The 19,748-nt window shown below is 69.9% G+C and carries 16 protein-coding genes and 1 other RNA gene; 6 read left to right on the top strand and 11 right to left on the bottom strand.

Features of this window, described 5'->3' with window-relative positions; all coding sequences use genetic code 11:
• Positions 1–96: 96 nt before the first annotated feature.
• On the top strand, positions 97–621 hold the full coding sequence (locus EV141_RS00945; RefSeq protein WP_130484110.1) for a DUF1643 domain-containing protein: 525 nt from the start codon (positions 97–99) through the stop codon (positions 619–621).
• Here EV141_RS00945 and EV141_RS00950 read toward each other — a convergent pair.
• Positions 609–3,545, bottom strand: a complete 2,937-nt coding sequence (locus EV141_RS00950; RefSeq protein ID WP_130484111.1) for a bifunctional [glutamine synthetase] adenylyltransferase/[glutamine synthetase]-adenylyl-L-tyrosine phosphorylase — start codon at positions 3,543–3,545, stop codon at positions 609–611. The genes EV141_RS00945 and EV141_RS00950 overlap by 13 nt on opposite strands.
• A 31-nt stretch (positions 3,546–3,576) precedes the next feature.
• The gene (locus EV141_RS00955) at positions 3,577–4,914 is read right to left on the bottom strand and encodes a glutamine synthetase family protein (RefSeq protein WP_130484112.1); all 1,338 of its coding nucleotides are present in this window, start codon (positions 4,912–4,914) and stop codon (positions 3,577–3,579) included.
• 104 nt (positions 4,915–5,018) lie between these two features.
• Between EV141_RS00955 and EV141_RS00960 the strand changes: the two genes are divergently transcribed.
• Positions 5,019–6,755, top strand: a complete 1,737-nt coding sequence (locus EV141_RS00960) for an NAD+ synthase (RefSeq protein WP_130484113.1) — start codon at positions 5,019–5,021, stop codon at positions 6,753–6,755.
• A 64-nt stretch (positions 6,756–6,819) separates the two neighbouring features.
• A complete protein-coding gene (gene panB / locus EV141_RS00965) occupies positions 6,820–7,665 on the top strand; it encodes a 3-methyl-2-oxobutanoate hydroxymethyltransferase (RefSeq protein WP_130484114.1) in 846 nt (281 codons plus the stop codon).
• Positions 7,666–7,702: 37 nt separating this feature from the next.
• Here the strand turns inward: panB and EV141_RS00970 are convergent, their stop codons facing one another.
• Positions 7,703–7,870 (bottom strand): methionine aminopeptidase, encoded by a 168-nt coding sequence (locus tag EV141_RS00970; RefSeq protein ID WP_130484115.1) that lies wholly within the window; start codon positions 7,868–7,870, stop codon positions 7,703–7,705.
• Between the two features lie 58 nt (positions 7,871–7,928).
• Between EV141_RS00970 and map the strand changes: the two genes are divergently transcribed.
• Positions 7,929–8,795: a type I methionyl aminopeptidase gene (map, locus tag EV141_RS00975; RefSeq protein ID WP_130484116.1), complete on the top strand. Its 867-nt coding sequence runs from the start codon at positions 7,929–7,931 to the stop codon at positions 8,793–8,795.
• Positions 8,796–8,835: 40 nt separating this feature from the next.
• Positions 8,836–9,582 (top strand): polyphosphate--glucose phosphotransferase, encoded by a 747-nt coding sequence (gene ppgK / locus EV141_RS00980; protein ID WP_130484117.1) that lies wholly within the window; start codon positions 8,836–8,838, stop codon positions 9,580–9,582.
• Between the two features lie 247 nt (positions 9,583–9,829).
• Here the strand turns inward: ppgK and EV141_RS00985 are convergent, their stop codons facing one another.
• Positions 9,830–10,924, bottom strand: a complete 1,095-nt coding sequence (locus tag EV141_RS00985) for a fatty acid desaturase family protein (RefSeq protein WP_130484819.1) — start codon at positions 10,922–10,924, stop codon at positions 9,830–9,832.
• 112 nt (positions 10,925–11,036) lie between these two features.
• Positions 11,037–11,795, bottom strand: coding sequence for a GAF and ANTAR domain-containing protein (locus EV141_RS00990; RefSeq protein WP_130484118.1), 759 nt, complete (start codon positions 11,793–11,795; stop codon positions 11,037–11,039).
• A gap of 206 nt (positions 11,796–12,001) precedes the next feature.
• On the opposite strand from EV141_RS00990, the gene EV141_RS00995 reads away from it, so the two are divergent.
• Positions 12,002–12,676, top strand: a complete 675-nt coding sequence (locus EV141_RS00995) for an ANTAR domain-containing protein (protein ID WP_157985473.1) — start codon at positions 12,002–12,004, stop codon at positions 12,674–12,676.
• A 41-nt stretch (positions 12,677–12,717) separates the two neighbouring features.
• On the opposite strand, the gene rnpB is transcribed toward EV141_RS00995, so the two are convergent.
• The 6 genes from rnpB to EV141_RS01025 all read right to left on the bottom strand — a co-directional run bounded on the left by rnpB (position 12,718) and on the right by EV141_RS01025 (position 19,748).
• Positions 12,718–13,104, bottom strand: an RNA gene (gene rnpB / locus EV141_RS01000) — RNase P RNA component class A.
• Positions 13,105–14,077: 973 nt separating this feature from the next.
• On the bottom strand, positions 14,078–14,500 hold the full coding sequence (locus tag EV141_RS01005; protein ID WP_130484120.1) for a reverse transcriptase-like protein: 423 nt from the start codon (positions 14,498–14,500) through the stop codon (positions 14,078–14,080).
• Positions 14,497–15,237, bottom strand: coding sequence for a zinc ribbon domain-containing protein (locus EV141_RS01010; RefSeq protein WP_130484121.1), 741 nt, complete (start codon positions 15,235–15,237; stop codon positions 14,497–14,499). The genes EV141_RS01005 and EV141_RS01010 overlap by 4 nt, the downstream gene beginning before the upstream one ends.
• A 38-nt stretch (positions 15,238–15,275) precedes the next feature.
• The gene (locus EV141_RS01015) at positions 15,276–16,097 is read right to left on the bottom strand and encodes a Nif3-like dinuclear metal center hexameric protein (protein ID WP_130484122.1); all 822 of its coding nucleotides are present in this window, start codon (positions 16,095–16,097) and stop codon (positions 15,276–15,278) included.
• A gap of 44 nt (positions 16,098–16,141) precedes the next feature.
• Positions 16,142–18,808 carry a purine-cytosine permease family protein gene (locus tag EV141_RS01020; protein WP_130484123.1) on the bottom strand — a complete coding sequence of 889 codons (2,667 nt, stop codon included), beginning with the start codon at positions 18,806–18,808 and terminating at the stop codon, positions 16,142–16,144.
• Entirely contained in the window at positions 18,771–19,748 is a 978-nt protein-coding gene (locus EV141_RS01025; RefSeq protein WP_241968923.1) for a DMT family transporter, read from the bottom strand. Before EV141_RS01025 ends, EV141_RS01020 begins: the two co-directional genes overlap by 38 nt.

Raw genomic sequence — 19,748 nt, forward strand, 5'->3', positions numbered from 1 at the left:
CGAGGGCCTCGTTCCGTTTCCGGAGCGGGGCCCTCGTGGCGTTCCGGAAACGCGGCGGCCCGGGCGACTCCCCTCGTCCCGCGGCAGAATGGCCGTGTGGGCGACCCCAAATGGATGCACGTGGTGAGCGCCGACGACGGCGCGCGATTCGTTCTCGGAACGGTGGGCGAGCATCCCTTCGTCTGCGTCGGCGTGAACCCGTCGACCGCGACGCCGGAGCGGCTCGATGCGACCGTCACGCGCGTCGCACGCCGCGCGGCCGCCCTCGGCTTCGACAGCTGGGTGATGCTGAACCTGTACCCGCAGCGCAGCACGGACCCCGCGGGCCTGCACGAGCGAGCCGACGCGGCGCTCGTCGCCGACAACGAGCGGGCCATTGCCGACGTTCTGCGTCGCCGCCCCGGCGCTCTCTGTGCCGCGTGGGGCACCCTGATCGGCAGCCGCCCGTATCTTGCGGGGCTCGCGCGCCGAGTGATCGCGATCGCTGATACGGCCGGATGCTCGTGGTCGGCGCTCGGGAACGTCACGGCCGCCGGCCACCCCCGACACCCGCTGTATGTGCGGGGCGATGCGCCGCTCGTGCCGTTTGACGCACGAGCGTACGCCGATCAACTGCCGTAGAAGCCCTTTTCGAACACCTGGCGCGCGAGGCGAGTGGTGCGCAGGTAGTCCTCTTCGAGTTGCGCCGCCGATTTCGGCGGATACGCCAGTAGGCGGGCGATGGCGTCGAGCTGGGTGCGGTCGAGCGGAAGCGCGTCGGCGGTCTTGCCCGTCCACAGCATCGCGGCCGAACGCACGCGGGAGGCGATCAACCAGGCGGCGCGGAGCCGCTCGGCGGCGCGGGGCGTAATTAACTCGGCGTCCGCTGCGGCGGCCAGAGCGCGCAGGGTCGACGGTGTGCGCAGCGCCGGCACGCGCGCGGCGTGCTGCAACTGCAACAGCTGGACGAACCACTCGACGTCACTGAGCGAGCCGCGGCCGAGCTTGAGATGACGCGCCGGGTCGGCGGCCTGCGGCAGCCGCTCCGATTCGACGCGCGCCTTGATGCGGCGCACCTCGCGGGCGTCGGCCTCACCAAACTCGGCCGGGTAGCGCACCTCGTCGGCCAGCGCCATGAAGTCGGCGAGCAGCGCCTCGTCGCCCGTGGCAGGACGGGCGCGCAGCAGCGCCTGCGCTTCCCACGTGAGCGACCAGCGTTCGTAGTACGCGCGGTAGCTCGTGAGCGAGCGCACGAGGGGGCCGTTGCGTCCTTCTGGCCGCAGCCCCGCATCCAATTCGAAAGGCAATCGGATGTCGTCGGTCACCGCCACGAGGCGCGTCACCACGCGCTGCGCCATCGTGGCGGCGTCGTCGCCGGCACCGGCGTCGCGGAAGACGTAGAGGATGTCGGCGTCGGAGCCGAAACCCAACTCCCCTCCCCCGTAGCGGCCCATCGCGATGATGCCGAACTCAATGCCGTCGCCGTAGCGATGGGCGATGCCGAGGGCACCCTGCAGGTAGGCAGTGGTGATGTCGCTGAGGGCAACACCCAGCTGTTCGACGTTGATGACGTCGACCATGGCGGCGAGCGCAATGCGCAAAATCTCGCGTCGTCGAGCGACCCGCAGGGCCTTGGCCGCGGCGTCGTCGTCTACTGCGTGGCGCGCGAGTATCGCGCGTACCTCGTCGAGCAGCGTGGTGAGCGGGCGCGGCTGCAGTTCGGCGTCGTCTTCGAGCCAGGCCGCACCCTCGGGCGTGCGTTCGAAGAGACCTCCCACGAAGCGGGAGGCGGCGAGCACCGACGACAGCCGCTGCGCGGCCCCCGACGAGTCGCGCAGCATGCGCAGGAACCAGTGCGTCTCGCCCAGGGCGTCGCTGAGGCGCCGGAACGCGAGGAGGCCGTGGTCGGGGTCGGCGCCGTCGGCGAGCCACTGCAGGATGACCGGAACGAGCGTGCGCTGAATCGCCGCGCGCCGCGATACTCCGCTCGTGAGGGCCGCGATGTGCTGCAGGGCGCGCGCCGGGTCGGCGAAACCGATGGCCGCGAGACGCGCCTCGGCCTGGTCGGAGGTGAGCGCCAACTGCTCGTCGGGCAGCTTCGCCACCGCCGACAGCAGCGGCCGGTAGAAGAGCTTCTCGTGCAGGCTGCGCACGGCGAGCTTCGTCGTCTGCCACTGCGCCATGAGCTCATCGGCGGTTGTCGCGAGCCCCGTCGCCCGGGCGATCGAGCGTTGCCGCTCCGGGTCGCGCGGCATGAGGTGCGTGCGCGTGAGTCGATCGAGTTGCAGGCGGTGCTCGATTACCCGCAACAGGCGGTAGTCCCCCGAAAATTCGGCCGCCTCGGCGCGGCCGATGTAGCCGTGGTCGGCCAGCGACGCCAGCGCCCCGAGGGTGTCGCGCTGGCGCACCCGGTCGTCGTGCGCGCCGTGCACCAGCTGCAAAAGCTGCACGGTGAACTCGATGTCGCGCAGGCCCCCGGGGCCGAGCTTGACCTGCACGTCGACCTCGTCGGCCGGAATGTGCGCCGTGACCCGTTCGCGCATCCCCTGCACCTGCTCGACGAAGCCGTCTCGCTGCGAGCTGTCCCAGACGAGCGGTTGCGTGATGGCGAGGAAGCCCTCGCCCACGCCATGGTCGCCAGCCAAGGGGCGCGCCTTCACCAGCGCCTGGAACTCCCAGTTCTTCGCCCAGCGCTCGTAGTACGCGCGATGCGAGTCGAGGCTTCGTACGAGGGCGCCGTCCTTGCCCTCGGGGCGCAGGTTCGCGTCGACCTCCCACAGCGGCGGCTCGATTCCCGGCTCTTGGATGCTGCGGGCCGTCGCGGTCGCCAGTCGCGTTCCGATCTCCACGGCTCGCGCCACCTCGACGCCGTCACCGGCGTCGACGGCGTAGATCACGTCAACGTCGCTCAGGTAGTTGAGTTCCCGCGCCCCGCACTTGCCCATGCCGATGATGGCGAGGCGCGTGGCGGCGACCTCGGCGGCCGGGAACGTTGCCGTGCGCCGCGCGACGGCGAGACCCGCCTCCAGCGCAGCACCGGCGAGGTCGGCGAGGGCTGCGCCCACGGCGGGCATCGCCGCGAGGGGGTCGGGGTGTTCGAGGTCCCACGCGGCGAGGCGCAGCAGGTGACGCCGGTACCGTACCCGCAGCGCCGTCTGGCCCGCGTCGGCGTCGAGGCCCTCGACGGCGGCCACGAGGTCAGCGCGATAGGCCTCGCTGCTGAGCGGTTCGCCGGGGTCGGACTGCAGCTGACGCAGTTCGCCGGGGTGGCGCAGCACGAACTGGGCGAGCCCCTCGCTGGCGCCGACGACGCGAACGAGGCGGCGCATCCATTCGCTGTCTTCGAGCGCCGGAACAAGCGCATCGGGATGCCGATCGAGCAGCGCCTGGAGGGCCCGCAGGGCGCGGTCGGGGTCGGCGGCGCGCCCGAACACCTCGAGGTGCTCAGTGATGCCCCCAGCGCCGGGGGTCGCGTCGAGTGCCTCGATCGTCTGCCGGGCGCTCGTCAGCTCACTGAACCCCAGGCGGGCGAGCAACGTGAGCGTCGACGCGGGTCGGGAGGTCATCGCGAACGCGGCGAGGTCAGCGGCGGGGTCGTCAGAGGATCTCGAGGTTGCTCGCGAGCTCGTACGGCGTCACCTGCGCGCGATACTCGCGCCACTCGCGACGCTTGTTGAGCAGCACATAGTTGAACACCTGCTCGCCGAGCGTCTCGGCGACGAGTTCGCTCTCCTCCATGAGGCCAAGTGCGCGGTCAAGGCTCGCCGGCAGCCCCTTGTAGCCGAGCGCGCGACGCTCGGCCTCGCTGAGGGCCCACACGGTGTCTTCGGCCTCGGGCGGCAGCTCGTAGCCGTTCTCGATGCCCTTCAGACCCGCCGCGAGCAGCAGCGAGTACGCCAGGTACGGGTTCGCCGCCGAATCGAGGCCGCGGTACTCGACGCGCGCACTCTGACCCTTGCCGGGCTTGTAGAGCGGCACGCGCACGAGCGCCGAGCGGTTGTTGTGGCCCCAGGTCACGTAGCTCGGGGCCTCGTCACCGCTCCAGATGCGCTTGTACGAGTTGACGAACTGGTTCGTGACCGCGGTGATCTCGGGGGCATGGTGCAAAAGGCCCGCGACGAACTGGCGGCCGATCTGCGACAGCTGGTACTGCCCGCCCGGGTCGAAGAACGCGTTGGTGTCGCCCTCGAAGAGCGACATGTGCGTGTGCATGCCGCTACCCGGGTGCTTCTCGAGCGGCTTCGGCATGAACGTCGCGTACACGCCCTGCTCGATCGCGACCTCTTTCACGACCGTGCGGAAGGTCATGATGTTATCGGCCGTCGTCAGCGCGTCGGCGTAGCGCAGGTCGATCTCGTTCTGACCAGGACCCGCCTCGTGGTGGCTGAACTCGACCGAAATGCCGAGGTCTTCGAGCATGCGCACGGCGCGACGCCGGAAGTCGTGGGCCGAACCCCCCGGAACGTTGTCGAAGTAGCCGGCCGAGTCGACCGGCTGCGGGCCCTCGGGGCCGAACTTCGAGCTCTTCAGCAGGTAGAACTCGATTTCGGGGTGCGTGTAGAAGGTGAAGCCGGCGTCGGCAGCTTTCGCGAGCGTGCGCTTCAGCACCTGGCGCGGGTCGGCGGCGGCCGGTTGCCCGTCGGGGGTCGTGATGTCGCAGAACATGCGGGCGGTGGGGTCGACATCGCCCCGCCACGGCAGGATCTGGAACGTCGTGGGGTCGGGGTGCGCGAGCACGTCGGCCTCGAAGGCTCGGGTGAAGCCCTCGATCGACGAGCCGTCGATGCCGAGGCCCTCGGCGAATGCGCCCTCGACCTCGGCCGGTGCGATGGCGACCATCTTGAGGGTGCCGACGACATCGGTGAACCACAGGCGTACAAACTTGACGCCGCGCTCTTCGATGGTGCGCAGAACGAAGTCCCTCTGCTTGTCCATGCTGCCCTTTCGCTTGGCCCGCTGCCGGGCCGTTCACGCTCGCTGGTCGCGGCCACGCGACGCCTCTCGGCGACCCCGCATGGCCCGCCATTAGGCTACTGGGTATGCCCCGCCTGCGCGTCGCCCTGGCCCAGACGAACCCGGTTGTCGGCGATCTCGCGGGCAACGCCGCGCAGCTTCTTGCCGCGGCCCGCGATGCCCACGCCGCGGGTGCCGATCTGCTGGTCTCGGGCGAGATGGCGCTGTCGGGTTACCCCATTGAAGATCTCGCGTCGCGACCGTCGTTTCTCACCGCCGCCCGCTCCGCGGTCGAGACGCTCGCTGCCGAATTGGATGCTGCCGGTCTCGGCTCGCTCGCCGTGATCGTCGGTCACCCCGACGGTCCGTTCGAGCCGCGCGCCCTCGGTGGCTCGAACGCTCCGACGGCGATCGCCCAGAACTGCGCGAGCGTGCTGCAGCACGGCCGCGTGGTCGCCCGCTACGCCAAGCATCACCTGCCGAACTACTCGGTTTTCGACGAGTATCGGGTCTTCATTCCGGGCGATGAGCTGCTCGTCGTGCGCATCGGCGGCGTGGACGCGGCGATCATCGTCTGTGAAGACCTGTGGCGCGATGGCGGCCCGGTGGGGCGGGTGCTCGAATCGGACGCGGGTCTGCTGCTCGTGCTGAACGCATCGCCCTTCGAGCGAGATAAGGACGAGGTGCGCCTGCCGCTCGTCACCCGCCGAGCGACCGAGACCGACACGGTCGTCGCCTACGTGAACATCGTCGGCGGTCAGGACGACCTCGTATTCGACGGCGACAGTGTGGTCGTCGACGGCGCCGGCCGCATCCTCGCCCGCGCACCGCAGTTCGCCGAGCACCTGCTGCTCGTCGACGTTGAGGCCGAAGAGGCGGGTGACCACCCTGCACCCGCGGGCGTCTCCCGCGTCGAGCTGGACCGGGCCCCGGCTGGCGACAAGCCACCGCTCTCTCCCGCCGTCGCCGAATTGCCCGACGACCGCGAGCAGCTGTGGAACGCCCTGGTGACGGGGCTGCGCGACTACGTCGAGAAGAATCGCTTCCGCTCGGTGGTGTTGGGGCTCTCGGGCGGCATCGACTCGGCCGTGTGTGCGGCGATCGCGGTGGACGCGCTCGGCGCCGACCGGGTGCACGGCGTCTCGATGCCGAGCAAGTACTCGAGCGACCATTCGCGCAGCGATGCCGATCTGCTCGCCGCGGCCACGGGCATCCACTACTCGACCGAGGCGATCGCCGAGCTTGTCGCTCCCGTCGAGACGCAGTTGGCGCTCGACGGCGTCGCGGCCGAAAACCTGCAGGCGCGCATCCGCGGGGTGATCCTCATGGGGCTGTCGAACATGCACGGGCACCTCGTGCTCACCACCGGCAACAAGACCGAGCTCGCGGTGGGCTACTCGACGATCTACGGCGACTCGGTCGGCGGCTTCGCACCCATCAAAGACGTGCCAAAGCTGCTGGTGTGGGAGCTCGCCCGCTGGCGCAACGCGCACGCCGAAGCCCGTGGTGAGACGCCGCCGATCCCTGTCGGCTCGATCGAGAAGCCGCCGAGCGCCGAACTGCGGCCCGATCAGACCGACCAAGACTCGCTGCCGCCCTATGAGGTGCTCGACGAGATTCTCGAGCACTACATCTCGGAGCTACTCGGCAAAGACGACATCGTGGCGCTCGGATTCGACCGCGAGATCGTCGAGTTCGTGACGGGCCTCGTGGATCGCGCCGAGTGGAAGCGGCGCCAGGGGGCGATCGGGCCGAAGATTTCGGCGATCGCGTTCGGGCGCGATCGGCGACTGCCCATTACTTATCGGCCCACTGACCTGTAGCCGTCGCGGCGCGATGCGCCGCGCGTATCGGCCCACTGACCGGTGACGGGTCTAGGCTCGCTGCATGGCTGAGGCACCGAAGCGCGTCCGTATCCGCCACTTTGCTCGGGCGAAAGAGCAGGGCATCACGATCACGGGGCTCACCTCGTATGACGTGCTCACCGCCCAGATCTTCGACGAGGCCGGCATCGACTTTCTGCTCGTCGGCGACTCGGCGGGCAACACCGTGCTCGGCTACGACACGACCTTGCCGGTCACAATCGACGACCTCATTCCGCTGACCCGCGGTGTCGTGCGCGGCGTGAAGCGCGCACTCGTCGTCGCGGACATGCCCTTCGGCTCGTACGAGACGGGCGCCGACGAGGCTCTGCACACCGCCTTCCGGTTCATGAAAGAGACAGGCGCGCACGCCGTCAAGCTCGAGGGCGGGGTGCGCTCTGCTGAACAGATCCGCCGCATCGTGTCGGCGGGCATCCCCGTCATGGGGCACGTGGGCTTCACTCCCCAGTCGGAGCACGGTCTCGGTGGGCACGTCATTCAGGGCCGCGGCAGCGCCGTCGATCAGCTGCTCGCCGATGCGAAGGCGGTCGAGGAGGCGGGAGCGTTTGCGGTCGTGCTCGAGATGGTGCCCGCAGAGGCGGCCGAGCGCGTGACGGCCGAGTTGAGCATCCCCACCATCAGCGTCGGAGCGGGCCCGCATTGCGACGGCCAGCTGGTCGTCTGGACCGACTGGGCGGGCCTCACGAGTGGGCGCATCCCGAAGTTCGTCAAGCAGTACGCGAACCTGCGCACGGTGCTGTTCGACGCCGCCGTCGCGTACAAGGCCGACGTCGAGTCGGGCGCCTACCCCGACGAGGCACACAGCTACAGCGACGAGACGGCCGAAAAGGCGCACCGCGAGCGCGAGTAGCGACGGGCGCAGCGAACGTGGCGCCGATGGCCGAGAGCTAGCTTTCCTCCCGCTCGTCCGCCTCCCACTCGGCCGCACGGCGGAGCAGCGTCTCGGGAGCCCGCTCGGCCTCCTCGCGGCTCGCGAATGGGCCGTAGCGGTCACCGCCGAGTGACTGCGGGCCCTCTTCGACCTCGCCCGTCTTGTGGTTGTACCACCAGGCCATGACTGCCTCCCCTGCCCGAGCGTCGGGGCGTCTCCTCGCGCTCGATAGACTCAACGCTATGCCCCGCGACGACTCCGGCCGACTGATTCCGGGGCAACTCACCCCCCAGCGCGCGGTTCCCGCCGCCATCCCGCGGCCGCCCTACGTCGGCAAGCCCACCCCGCCCGAGCACCTCGGCGGCGACGTCTACGATGCGGAGACGATCGAGCGCATCCGTGCCGCCGGGACGATCGCGGCTGGCGCCGTCGAGGCTGTCGGCGCGGCCATTCGCCCCGGCGTCACGACCGATGAGCTCGACCGCATCGCCCACGAGTACGTCACCGGTCACGGCGCGTACCCGTCGACGCTCGGCTATCGCGGGTTTCCCAAGTCGTGCTGCACGAGCCTCAACGAGGTGATTTGCCACGGGATCCCCGACGACACCGTCATCGCCGAGGGCGACATCGTGAACATTGACATCACGGCTTACAAGGACGGCGTGCACGGCGACCTCAACAAGACCTTCCTCGCCGGTGAGGTCGCCGACGAGGCGAGGATGCTCGTCGAGCGCACTGAGGAGGCGCTGCGCCGCGGCATCAAGGCGGTCGCCCCCGGCCGCCCCATCAACGTCATCGGGCGTGCCATCGAGGCGTACGCCAAGCGCTTCGGCTACGGAGTCGTGCGCGACTTCACCGGGCACGGCGTCGGCACCTCGTTTCACACGGGGCTCGTGATCCCCCACTACGACGCCGCCCCGCTCTACGACCAGACGATCCAGGAGGGCATGGTGTTCACGATCGAACCCATGCTGACGCTCGGCACCCACGAGTGGGACATGTGGGCCGACGACTGGACAGTCACGACGAAAGACAAGCAGTACTCCGCACAGTTCGAGCACACCCTCGTGGTGACCGAGCGCGGCGCCGACGTTCTGACGCTGCCGTAGGGCGCGCATCCCCGATTGTTCGCGAGAGGCAGGCAGAGCGATGACCCAGGCGATCGGCATCGACATTGGCGGCACCGGCATCAAGGGCGCTCTCGTCGACCTTGACTCGGGCGAACTCGTCAGTGAGCGCGTCAAGCGCTCGACCCCCGAGGGCGGACGACCCGACGACGTCATCGCCGTCGTCGCCGAGATTGCGGACGAGCTGGGCGCGGAGCAGCTCGACGCAGTCGGCGTCTGCTTCCCCGCGATCGTGCTCGACGGGCACACCATGTCGGCTGCCAACGTCTCGGACGAGTGGATCGGCCTGGATGCCGACCGCCTGTTTGCCGAGGCGCTCGGCCGCGACATCCACTTCGTCAACGACGCCGACGCTGCCGGTTACGCCGAGGCACGCTACGGGGCCGCCGCCGGCCGCGCGGGGCTCACGATCGTGACGACGCTCGGCACCGGCATTGGCTCAGCGTTCATTCATGACGGGGTTTTGCTGCCGAACACCGAGCTGGGGCATCTCGAGCTCGACGGTTCCGACGTCGAGACGTGGGCCGCGAACTCGGTGCGGGAACGCGACGAGCTGAGCTTCGAGGAGTGGGCGGTGCGTTTGCAGCGCTTCTACGCCCACGTCGAGTTTCTCTTCTCCCCCACGCTGTTCGTCGTCGGTGGCGGGGTGTCGAAGCACCACGAAGAATTCCTGCCGCTGCTTCGGCTGCGCACGCCCATCGTGCCCGCGACGCTGCGCAACAACGCTGGTCTCATGGGCGCCGCGGCGCTCGCCCATCGACACGGCTGAACGCGCAGAGGGCCCTCGGTTAGCGCTACGCCAGGACGTAGTTGACGGCGACGTACCAGATGAAGACGCCCGCGATCACGAGCGCGGACAGTACGGAAACGGCCATGATGAGTCGCTGCGTCATCGCAATCCTTTCGACGGGGTGCCTCGCGTCAAGTATGACGGAACGCGGCTGAGGGCGCGGCCCTCGCGGACCGCGCCCTCAGGGGCGGATGCTGCGCGCGCGATCGCGACGCGCATCCAGAAATCAGGTGGTACGGAAACGGTTCACCAGCGGGCAGTCGAACGGGTTGCGCGCGCTCAGCCCCACCTCGTTCAGGTAGCGGATGACGATGCGATACGACTCGGCGACACCGGCCTCGGTGTACGGAATCTCGAGCTGGTTCGCGTACTCACGCGTGATCTCGCGGGCCTTCGACAGCGCCGGACGCGGCATGTTCGGGAACAGGTGGTGCTCGACCTGGTGGTTGAGCCCGCCGAACAGGGCGGTCGCCCACCAGCCGCCGCGAATGTTGCGCGAGGTGATGATCTGACGGCTCAGGAAGTCGAGCGGGCTATCGGCCGGCAAGATCGGCATGCCCTTGTGGTTGGGGGCGAAGCTCGCACCCATGTACACGCCAAAGACGGCCATCTGCACGCCGAGGAAGGCGAAGGCCATGCCGAGCGGCAGGGCCCAGAACAGCACGGCGATGTAGAGGCTGAGGCGCAGCGTGATGAGGGTGAGCTCGAGCGCGCGGCCCTCGATGCGGCCCTTCTGCATGAGCGAACGCACACCCTGCACATGCAGGTTGAGCCCTTCGAGCGTCAGCAGCGGGAAGAACAGGTAGCCCTGCTTGCGCGTGATGAGGGCGAGGAAGCCGGTGTGCTTCTCGGCGTCTTCCGGCGTGAAGACGATCGTGTCGGGCTCGATGTCGGGGTCGGCCCCGCGCTGGTTCGGCTTCGCGTGGTGGCGCGAGTGCTTGTGCATCCACCAGTGGTAGCTGATGCCGACGACGCCGGCGGCGAGGATGCGGCCCACACGGTCATTCGTCTTTCCGGAGGTCCAGATCTGGCGGTGCGCCGCCTCGTGCGTGACGAAGGCGATCTGGGTGAGGATGATGCCGAGGGCTGCCGCGATGAGCAGCTGGAACCAGCTGTCGCCGAGGAGCACGAAACCGGTGATGGCGCCGCCCAGGGCGACGGCGAGGCCGGCGAAGACGGCGTAGTAGAAGCCCGTTCGGCGGCGCAGGAGGCCGGCGTCACGAACCGTGCGCATGAGCGCGGCGTAGGTGCTCGTCGGGTGCACATAATCGGCAGGACGAGGAGTGGTCGAACGGACAGGACCAAGTGACGAAGCAGACATACGGCTTTCGGGGTCTGTGTACGACTTCCCAGCCGTGATGGCGATGAGCAACTGCTCGGTAGATGTCTGCGACGCTACGCTCCGAGCCATGCCCGGGAGGGTATATGCCGGGTCAGCGCGGCGTGTCGCGTCGCTCGTGATCAGCGCTGATCGAGAAGAGTCCGATCAACGATCGGTCGGCAACCCCCTGAGCGACGTCGCGGAGAGCCAAGTCGTGGGTGCGTGCGTGGTCGCGCATCGCGGTGAACGCCTCGTCCATCGTGTACGGGCCGACAATGGCGAGCACGCCCTTCGCCTGCTCAATCAGCACCCGTGTGTCGAGGGCTCGCTGCAACTGTTCTGCGAGGATCGTGCTGTCGCGAATGGTGCGCTCATGCAGAATGCCGATCGTCGCGACGTCGGTGAGCGCCTGGGCGAGCAGAGCATCCTCGGTCGTCGGGGAGCCGGCGCGCGTACGGAACAGGTTCATGGCGCCGAGAATCTCACCGCGCAATCGCATGGGGGTCGCGAAGACGGAGGCGAAGCCCTGGCTTAACGCCTCGTCGCTGAAGCGTGGCCAGTGGTCACGCTGAGCCGCAATGTCATCGACGACGACGAGCTGCCCCGCCTCGAAGCAATCGACGCACGGGCCGGCACCGGCACTCAGCTGCATGACCTCAACGAGCTTCGCCTGCTCGCTCGTCGACGCCACGAGCTGCAGGGTGCCGTCGTCATCGGCCAGCAGGATGCCGCCCGCCTCGACATCGAGCACCGTCACCGAGACCTCGACGAGTGTTTGGAGCAGATCGATGATGTCGAAGTCGGAGACCAAAATATCGGCGACCGCCACGAACGCGTCAGACACGCGCTGCTCACGCTGTCTATCGATCATGAGACGTCCTAGCGAGACAGGAATCGCGCGTCGCGGTGACTACTGACCGTGATCGTCGTCTTGCCGGGTCGCCTGCCTGCTCCCCGAGTGGGGCCGAGTCTACGCCCGCCGGCGACGCGCCGATGCCCTCACCCGTACACTTCAGAGACCGACGCTGTCGACCTCTGTGGCCGATGCTCCGCCGGCCGACGCAGGCGGGAGCCCCGATGTCAGAGTTTCTGCACGGTTCGAGCGACGACGTCGTGGCGCTCTGCGACCCGTTCCTGATCGCGTTGCCCTTCACAGGGGCGCTCGTTTCCGTCATCGACGGGGTGGGACTGCGTACTGGGGTCGCGGCGAGCGATCCGGTTGCCGCGCGCTGGGACGAGTGGGAGCTGGAGCTCGGCATCGGCCCACTGACCCAGGCAAGCGCCACCGCGACCGCGCGCTTTATCCCCGACCTGGACGCCGCGGACGCGCGGGCGACGGTGAATCCTTTGCTTGCCGAGGGCCTGCTCGCACTCGGCATCCACGCAGTACTCGCGCTCCCGCTCGTGCTCGGCTCCGCCACGATCGGTGTCGCCGGTCTCTATCGAACGACGCCGGGCGGGCTCACCGAAGCGCAGTGGCTCACTGCCCTCGAGATTGCGCGCGCGATCACGCTTCCGACTGTTCGTCGAGCGGTGCGAGTGGCAGACGCACCGGAGGAGGGTGATGCCGACGCACGCGGCGGCCTGCGGCGTGAAGTGCACCAGGCAACCGGGATGCTGAGCGCGCTCCTCGACATCAGCCTGACAGACGCCTTTGCCCGGCTGCGCGCGGCCGCGATCGCCAGCGGGCGCTCAATCAGCGCACTTGCGGCCGACATCGTCGAGCGCCGCATCGACGGTCACGACCTCTAACCCGTCGTCACAGGGCGTTCCGCGGGGCTCTGCAGTGGGGGCAAGCGGGCCGACCGATACGCCGGGTTCTGTCCTCGGGGCTCAGCCCTGAGGGACGGCCATCTATCTCGGGGTGGCGTTGCCGACACCCTCTAGCGATCTACCCGGCACCTCGGCGAGCAGCGTCACGGGTGCCTGTCTGATCTAGCTCCGGGCGAGGTTTACCCAGCAGCCCCGATCACTCGGGGCTCTGGTGGTCTCTTACACCACCGTTTCACCCTTACCGGCGGCCGAAGCCGCCGGCGGTCTGCTCTCTGTTGCACTTTCTCGCGGATTGCTCCGGGTGGGTGTTACCCACCGCCCTGCTCTGTGGAGCCCGGACGTTCCTCGGCGGTGCCGTTCCCCGATTACTCGGGGCGCGCATCCGACGCGACCGTCTGGTCGACCCGCTTGCCGTCGACATCGTAGCGCTCGAGGGTCAGGCGGGCGCTGCCACGGTCGAGCTGATCAGCGCTGCCAGCGTGAGCAGCCGCCACAACCAGGGGAAAGAGACCAGGGGTCTCTCGCGCGATGATTCCCCGAGCGACGGTGTCGGGCGACAATGTCCGAGAAGCTGCCCAGTTGTCCAGCGCCGTCAACGCGTCGTCAATTCCGATCCCACAGACTCCCGCGAGGATGCCGGCCGCGCGATCACGAGCAATCTGATCGTGGCTGGCCCGAAGTAGCGTGTCAGCCTCTCGCCGCCCAGCCGCCCGCTCCTGCTCGACGACCAGACCGACAGCGCCGATGGCGGCGAGAGCTGTCGCACCGCGAACAGCGGCGGACGATGGCACGTCGGTTGACGTCGAATAGAGACTCAGGACGCCGAGCGCACGGCCATCCGCGCGAACGGCAATCGTCACCATGGATCCGACGTCCATGCCGACCGCGCTCGCTCGGAAGGCGGGCCAGCGGCGCCCGGCCTCGCTGAGGGCGCCCAGCGCCCAGCCATGACCGAGACCCCAACACTCGATGATCGGGCCCGCTCCCATCGCAAGCTGAAACGCGTCGAGCCGCCGCGCTCGCTCATCGGTGACCGACCTCAGCCGCAGCGCGCCGTCAGCGGTCACCGCCGACAGTGCGACTGATTCGAAGCCTGAAAGCTTGGCGGTCTCGTCAACGAGAGCGTGCGAGGTGCCGGGAAGACCCGTGTCGTGCAGGAGCCCCGTGGCAACCGCAACGCACGCGTCGATCACGTGTTGTTCGAACGACGAACCGTTCATGGGTAGACCCCGAACTGGCGGAATATCGGAACCGTCCGGACCCGGGCAGGTATTCCGATCGCGCATCGCTCGAGTGACGCCGCGCTCGAGCGCCCTCAGCGTACGCCCTCAGCCGGTGAGCGTCGAGGAAAAGCCGCGAAGAGCGGATGCGCGAGGTGCGTCAGCGACGGAACGAGGCCCGCGCATCCATTGCCTCGTTGGCGAGGGCGTCGGCGCGGGAGTTCTGAACGCGCGGAATCCACTCGAAGCGCACGGGCGTGCCGGTGAGCACCTGGCGGGCTTCGGCGGCGAGCTCGGCCATCGAGGGGTGCTTGATCTTCCAGCGGCCCATCATCTGTTCGACGACGAGCTTGGAGTCCATGCGTACGGTGAGTTCAGCCTCGCCGTCGAGGGCGATGGCGGCGCGCACGCCCTCGATCATGCCGCGGTACTCCGCCACGTTGTTGCTCGCGGTTCCCACCCAGACCCCGAGCTCGGCGACGACCTCCCCAGTCGCGGGGTCAATGACGACCGCACCCCCGGCGGCAGGGCCGGGGTTGCCGCGCGAGCCACCGTCTGCTTCGACGACGAGCTCGCGCGTCACAGGCCCGACTCCGCAGTGCGGACGAGGATCGCGTTCGAGTCGGGGCAGAGGATGACCGCGTCGGGGGCCGCGGCGCGCACGGCCGCAAGGTCGTTGCCGGTCAGCTCGACGCCGCTCGCGCTCGACACGCGGAAGCGCAGGTGAGACGCCCCCACGCCGTAGCGCTCGCGCTGCTTTTCGTAGAGGGCAAGTAACTCGGCCGGGATGCGCGAGGCAACGTCGGCGCGATCGGCACTCTGGTTGTCGCGGTCGCGGGCGAGCGCCCCCAGCGCCTCGTCGCGGGCCGCCGTGGCCATCGTCACGGCCGACTCGTGGCTCGCCAGCGTCGACCGGGCGTCGGCGACGGCCGCCTCGAGCTGCTCGACCTTCTCCATCACGGCCAGTTCGATCTCTTCCAGGTCAGACAGTCGTGCCCGCAGCGACGCGACCTCGTGGTCGAGCCCCGCGATGTCTTTCGCCGACGAACTCGACTGCAGCAGGCCCTCATCGCGGGCGATGCGCTTCTCGACGACCTCGACATCCGACTCGACGCGCGCGAGTTCGATGCGCGCGTCCTCGAGTTCGTTGTCGCGCGCCGCGAGGTTCTCGCGCACCTGCGGGGTCAGGGCCGTGAGCTCGTCAAGGCGTTGTTGCTCGGGCAGGGTGCGTGTGCGGTGCGCGATGCGTTGCAGTTCGGTGTCGATGCGCTGCAGGTCGAGCAGCAGCGCCTGGGCCTCGGGCGGGGCGGTGAGAGCCATGCGGGGATGCGGGCCTTCCTGGTGGGTGGTGAGTGGGCTTAGCGCGTGGGGTGGACGACGGCCGTCCACGGGTCGGTCGAGAGTCGGCTGACGGTCACCTCGACGTCGGGGTGATCGCTTCGCAGCTCGTCGGCGAGCACATCGAGCCAGAGCGACTCGCTCGCCCAGTGCGCGGTGTCAATCAGGGCAGGGCCCCCGGCGATCGCCGCCGTCTCGAGCGCCTCGCTCGCGGGATGGTGTCGCAGATCGGAGGTGACGTACACATCGGCGCTCCGGACGGCCGGCTCGCCCAGTAGCGAGTCACCCGCTCCCCCGCACACCGCCACCATCGTCACGAGGCGGCCGGGGTCGCCCGCGAACCGGACGCCCGTCGCGGTCGCGGGAAGCGCATCCGCCACCCGCTGCGCGAATTCTGCGAGCGTGATGGGCGCAGAGAGGTGACCGACGCGGCCGAGGCCGCGGCCGGGCTCACCGGAAACGACCGGTGCGGCGTCGAGAATACCGAGCAGCTCAGCGAGCCGCGCGCTGGTGCCGGTTTCGACGACGTCAGCGTTCGTGTGGGCGGCGAACAGCGCGCATCCGGAGCGAATGAGGCGTGCGATGAGCGCACCCTTCGCCGTCGACTCCGCCACCGTCGTCACGCCGCGCAGCAGCAGCGGGTGGTGCACAAGCAGCAGCTCGGCACCCAACCCGGTGGCCTCGTCGACGGTCGCGGCGACCGCGTCGACCGCGAGATGGATGCGCGTGACCCGCGCCGCCGGATCGCCGACGACCAGCCCGGGCGCGTCCCACGCCTCGGCGCCGCTCACGGGGAAGCGGCGCTCAAGAGTCTCGAGGACGTCGGAGAGGAGGGGCGCCATGGCGGCCAGTCTAGGAGCCTGGCGAGGCGCGGGGATGCGGTCGCTCACGCGGCAGCGCGCTCCTCGGCGGCCTCGAGGCGCCTCAGGGCGGGCAGCACTGACACGGCGGTCAGGACACCGAGAAGCAGGGCGATGATGACGCCCGCATCCGCGTCACGCCAGGGGCTATCGCTCGCCGTGACCAGGGGAAGGAGGTAGCCGGTCCACGTCGCGGCGGCGCTCTCGCCGGTCACGGCGCCCCATCCGACGACGCTCGCGGTGACGAGCCCCGCAAGAACGCCCCACCGCGCGCTCGGGTAGACGCCGGAGCGGGTCAACAGCGACGAGGCCAGCACGCGGCGGCGACGCAGCAGGGTTTCCGTGCCCACGATGCCGGCCCACGCAGCGACGGGGACAGCGAGCACGACGAGGAGATCGCGCAGCGCGCCCGTCCCGGCGGCGCTCGTGGCGAGCAGGGCGGTGAGGGCAGCCGCCGACAGGGCTGCGGCGATGACGACGCCCGCCCAGCGCGGGGCGGGAGGGCCGAGGGTGAGCGCGGCGAAGCCGCCGGAGTAGAGGCTGAGCGTGGCCCCGACGACCAGGCTCACCGCGATCGCGAGCGCGAGCGGCACCGCGTACCAGCCGGGCAGCAGTGCGGCCAGGGCGGCGACGGGATTCTCGACCAGCGACTCACCGATCTCGCTCGACGACGCGGCGAGAAGTGCGCCCCAGGCGATCAGACCCAGCGCGGGCAGGGCGATGCCGACCGCCGTCCAGAGGGCTGCGGCAGAACCGGATGCGCTGCGCGCCTGATAGCGCACGAGGTCGCCGCCCGTCGATACCCAGGCGAGCCCGACGACACTCACGACCAGCACCGTGCCCTGCATGAGCAGTGCCCACGGCCCATCAGCGATGCCGAGTGCGCCGCCGAGCGAGACGGTGGGCGCCGTGAGCACGACGACACCGACGGCGAGAATGCCCGCGAGCGGGGCGGCGATCGCTCCCAGCCGCGCGACGGCCGCGAATCCGAGCGTCGCGCATCCGCTCGCCACAACGAATGCGACCGCCGCCGCAATGGCCGCGACAACGGGCGCCGAGGCTCCCCCGGCGAGCCCTGCCGTGACAAGCACCTCGGCGACACCCACGCCCAGCAGGTACAGCAGCGCGGCCGCCCAGAGCACTCGCACCGCGACGGCGAGGGCGGCGGGAAGCGCATTGCCGACCGTGCCGAAGGTCGCGCGGCCGACAACGATCGTGGGCTGACCGCTCCAGCGGCCCGTGCGCGTGACGACACCCAGCAGCAGCGCAGACAGCGCGACGCCGGCGAGGCCCGCGAGCACCGCTTGGCGAAGGCTCGCTCCGTCGGCGATGAGCAGGGCGCCCACCGCGAGCGTGAGCGCCGAAGCGTTCACCGCGAACCACAGCCAGAAGAGCCGAACCGCCCGGCCGGCGCGCAGGGCCTCGGGCGTCGGTTCAAGAGCACTCTGCTCGAGCGCGAACGCGCGAGGGCCGCGTGCGGGGCTCGAGGTCTCGCGGGCAGGTGCGGGCGTGACCGCAGCGGGCGCGTCGGAATTCGACTCGGGCGAGAGGCCAGGGTGGGCCGGCGCGGATGACGATGCAGCCGGCGACGGGGCGGCGGGCGACACGACGGGCGATGCGTTCTCGTCGTCGTCGGCCGCGTCGTCGTCGGTGTCGTCGCTCGACGGCGCAAGCAGGCCGTCCCACGCGTCGACGCGAATCGGTCCGGTCATACCGCTCGGCGGAGACGGCTCGACCAGCGGCGGCGGCACGGGGGCGGCATCATCGAACGATGCGGGTGGCGTCGCGACCGTGCGCTGCGACGAATCGGGCGGCGGCGCGCCGGCAAGGAGGCTCGAAACATCGGACGAGGTGAGGGTTGCCGGATCGATCGTCACCGACTGCTCGGGAGCGGGCGGCGACTCAGGGCTCGCCGCCGAGCCTGCGCTCGCGATGGGCGCGGGCGTCGGGGCGGGGGCGGAGATGCTCGCCCCCGGCGCAAGAGGCCCCGGAATGATGTCAATGACGCCCGTGTAGGCGGAACGCACGGAGGCGACAATCGCGTCGGCCGAGTCGCCGACCTGGCGACGGACCTCCTCTTCCCACGCGTCAAGCATCCGCTCTTCGCGTGCCCGCAGCTCGAGCTGTTCCTGAAACAGGTCGATCAGCGCGCCCGCGTTGCCCGGCGCTCGATCGGGGTCGAGCACGGCGACGAGGTCGTCATCGGGCAAGGATGCTCGCTCCGGTGGCGGGGGAATCGGAAGCCCCGGCGCGGCCTGCGGCACGGGGTGCTCCGACGACAGGCCTGCCAATGGGCTCGCGGCGGGGGTTGTCTCGGGCCGCACAGCCTCTGTCGGGGTGCTCACGCTCGGCGGGCGCAGCAGCAGATCTTCCGGCGGCCGCGGGGGCGAAGGGGCGGGAGCGTCGGGGCTGGGCTGCCGGTTCAGGGGCACCCACGCGCGGCTTGCCCCCGCGAATGCGCCAGCCGGGGCGCCCTCGTCGGAGGGGAAGGCTGCCGGAACAACACTCGACGGCCCGGTGGGAGCAGAGTCAGGAGACGCGGGCGACGCCGAGGGAGGCGATGGCGTCGACGCGGCCGATCGGCCACCCGTGTACTGCCGGCCCGGCGGCGGAGGCGTGTAGGTCGAGCGGCGGGGCCCGGGTCGTTCGGACGACTCAGCGTCGTCCGACGGCATCGCGGGGCTGTCGACCATGGCCCCGATGATAGGGGCGCGATTGCCCCGGACGCGGGCGACGGGCCGGGGAGAGCGCCGCAATGCCGACGAGAATGACGGCCAGTCCGGCCCATCCCAGAGGGTCGAGTCGCTCCCCCACGATGACGATGGCGAGCAGCGTCGCGACCAGCGGCTCGAGCAGCGTGATCACGGTCACCACAGAGCTGCGCAGCTGACGAAGCCCGATGCCGAAAAGCACGTACGCCACGAACATCGGGCCGACCGCCAAGTACCCGATGATCGCGAGGTTCGACGGGCTCGCCAGCAGGGGTGCGCCCGTCACCATCAGTACGACGGCGAGTGGGATGGCGCCGAGCCCGAACACCGCGCCCATGGTCGCGCGGCTCGAGTGGCCGCGCGCCATGACCTCCCCGGAGGTGAAGGTATACAGCGCGTACGAGGCACCGGCGAGCAATCCGAGGGCCACACCCCACGGCACCCCCGCTGCGTCAACCGGAGAGTCACCGCCGTGGCCGCCCAGGGCGAGCATGATGACGCCGGTGATCGCGATTGCTGCGGCGAGCATCCATTGCCGTGTCAGCGGCTTTTTCGTGACGCGCCACTCGAGGAGGGCGGCGAACAGCGGGCCGGAGCCGAGCGAGACCACGTTGCCAATCGCGACGCCGGCGAGCGACATCGAGCTGTAGAAGGCGAGCGGGTACACGACAACGCCGATGGCGCCGACGAGTAGCCACGGTCGCGCCGCACGGTCGGCGATCGCCCGCCCGGCGGGGCGGGCCGCCACGGCGAAAAGCAGCACGCCGCCGATCGCCATCGTCGCCGACCCCGTCGCGAGAGGACTCACCTCGCGCGACAGGAAGGTCGCGGCCGTACCGGTCGTGCCCCACAGCACGGAGGCGACGACGACGGCCCACACGGCAAGGATCACGATGACTCCGAACGTGACGGATTCGACCAC

The organism is Microcella putealis, from assembly GCF_004216575.1.
Classification (GTDB): domain Bacteria; phylum Actinomycetota; class Actinomycetes; order Actinomycetales; family Microbacteriaceae; genus Microcella; species Microcella putealis.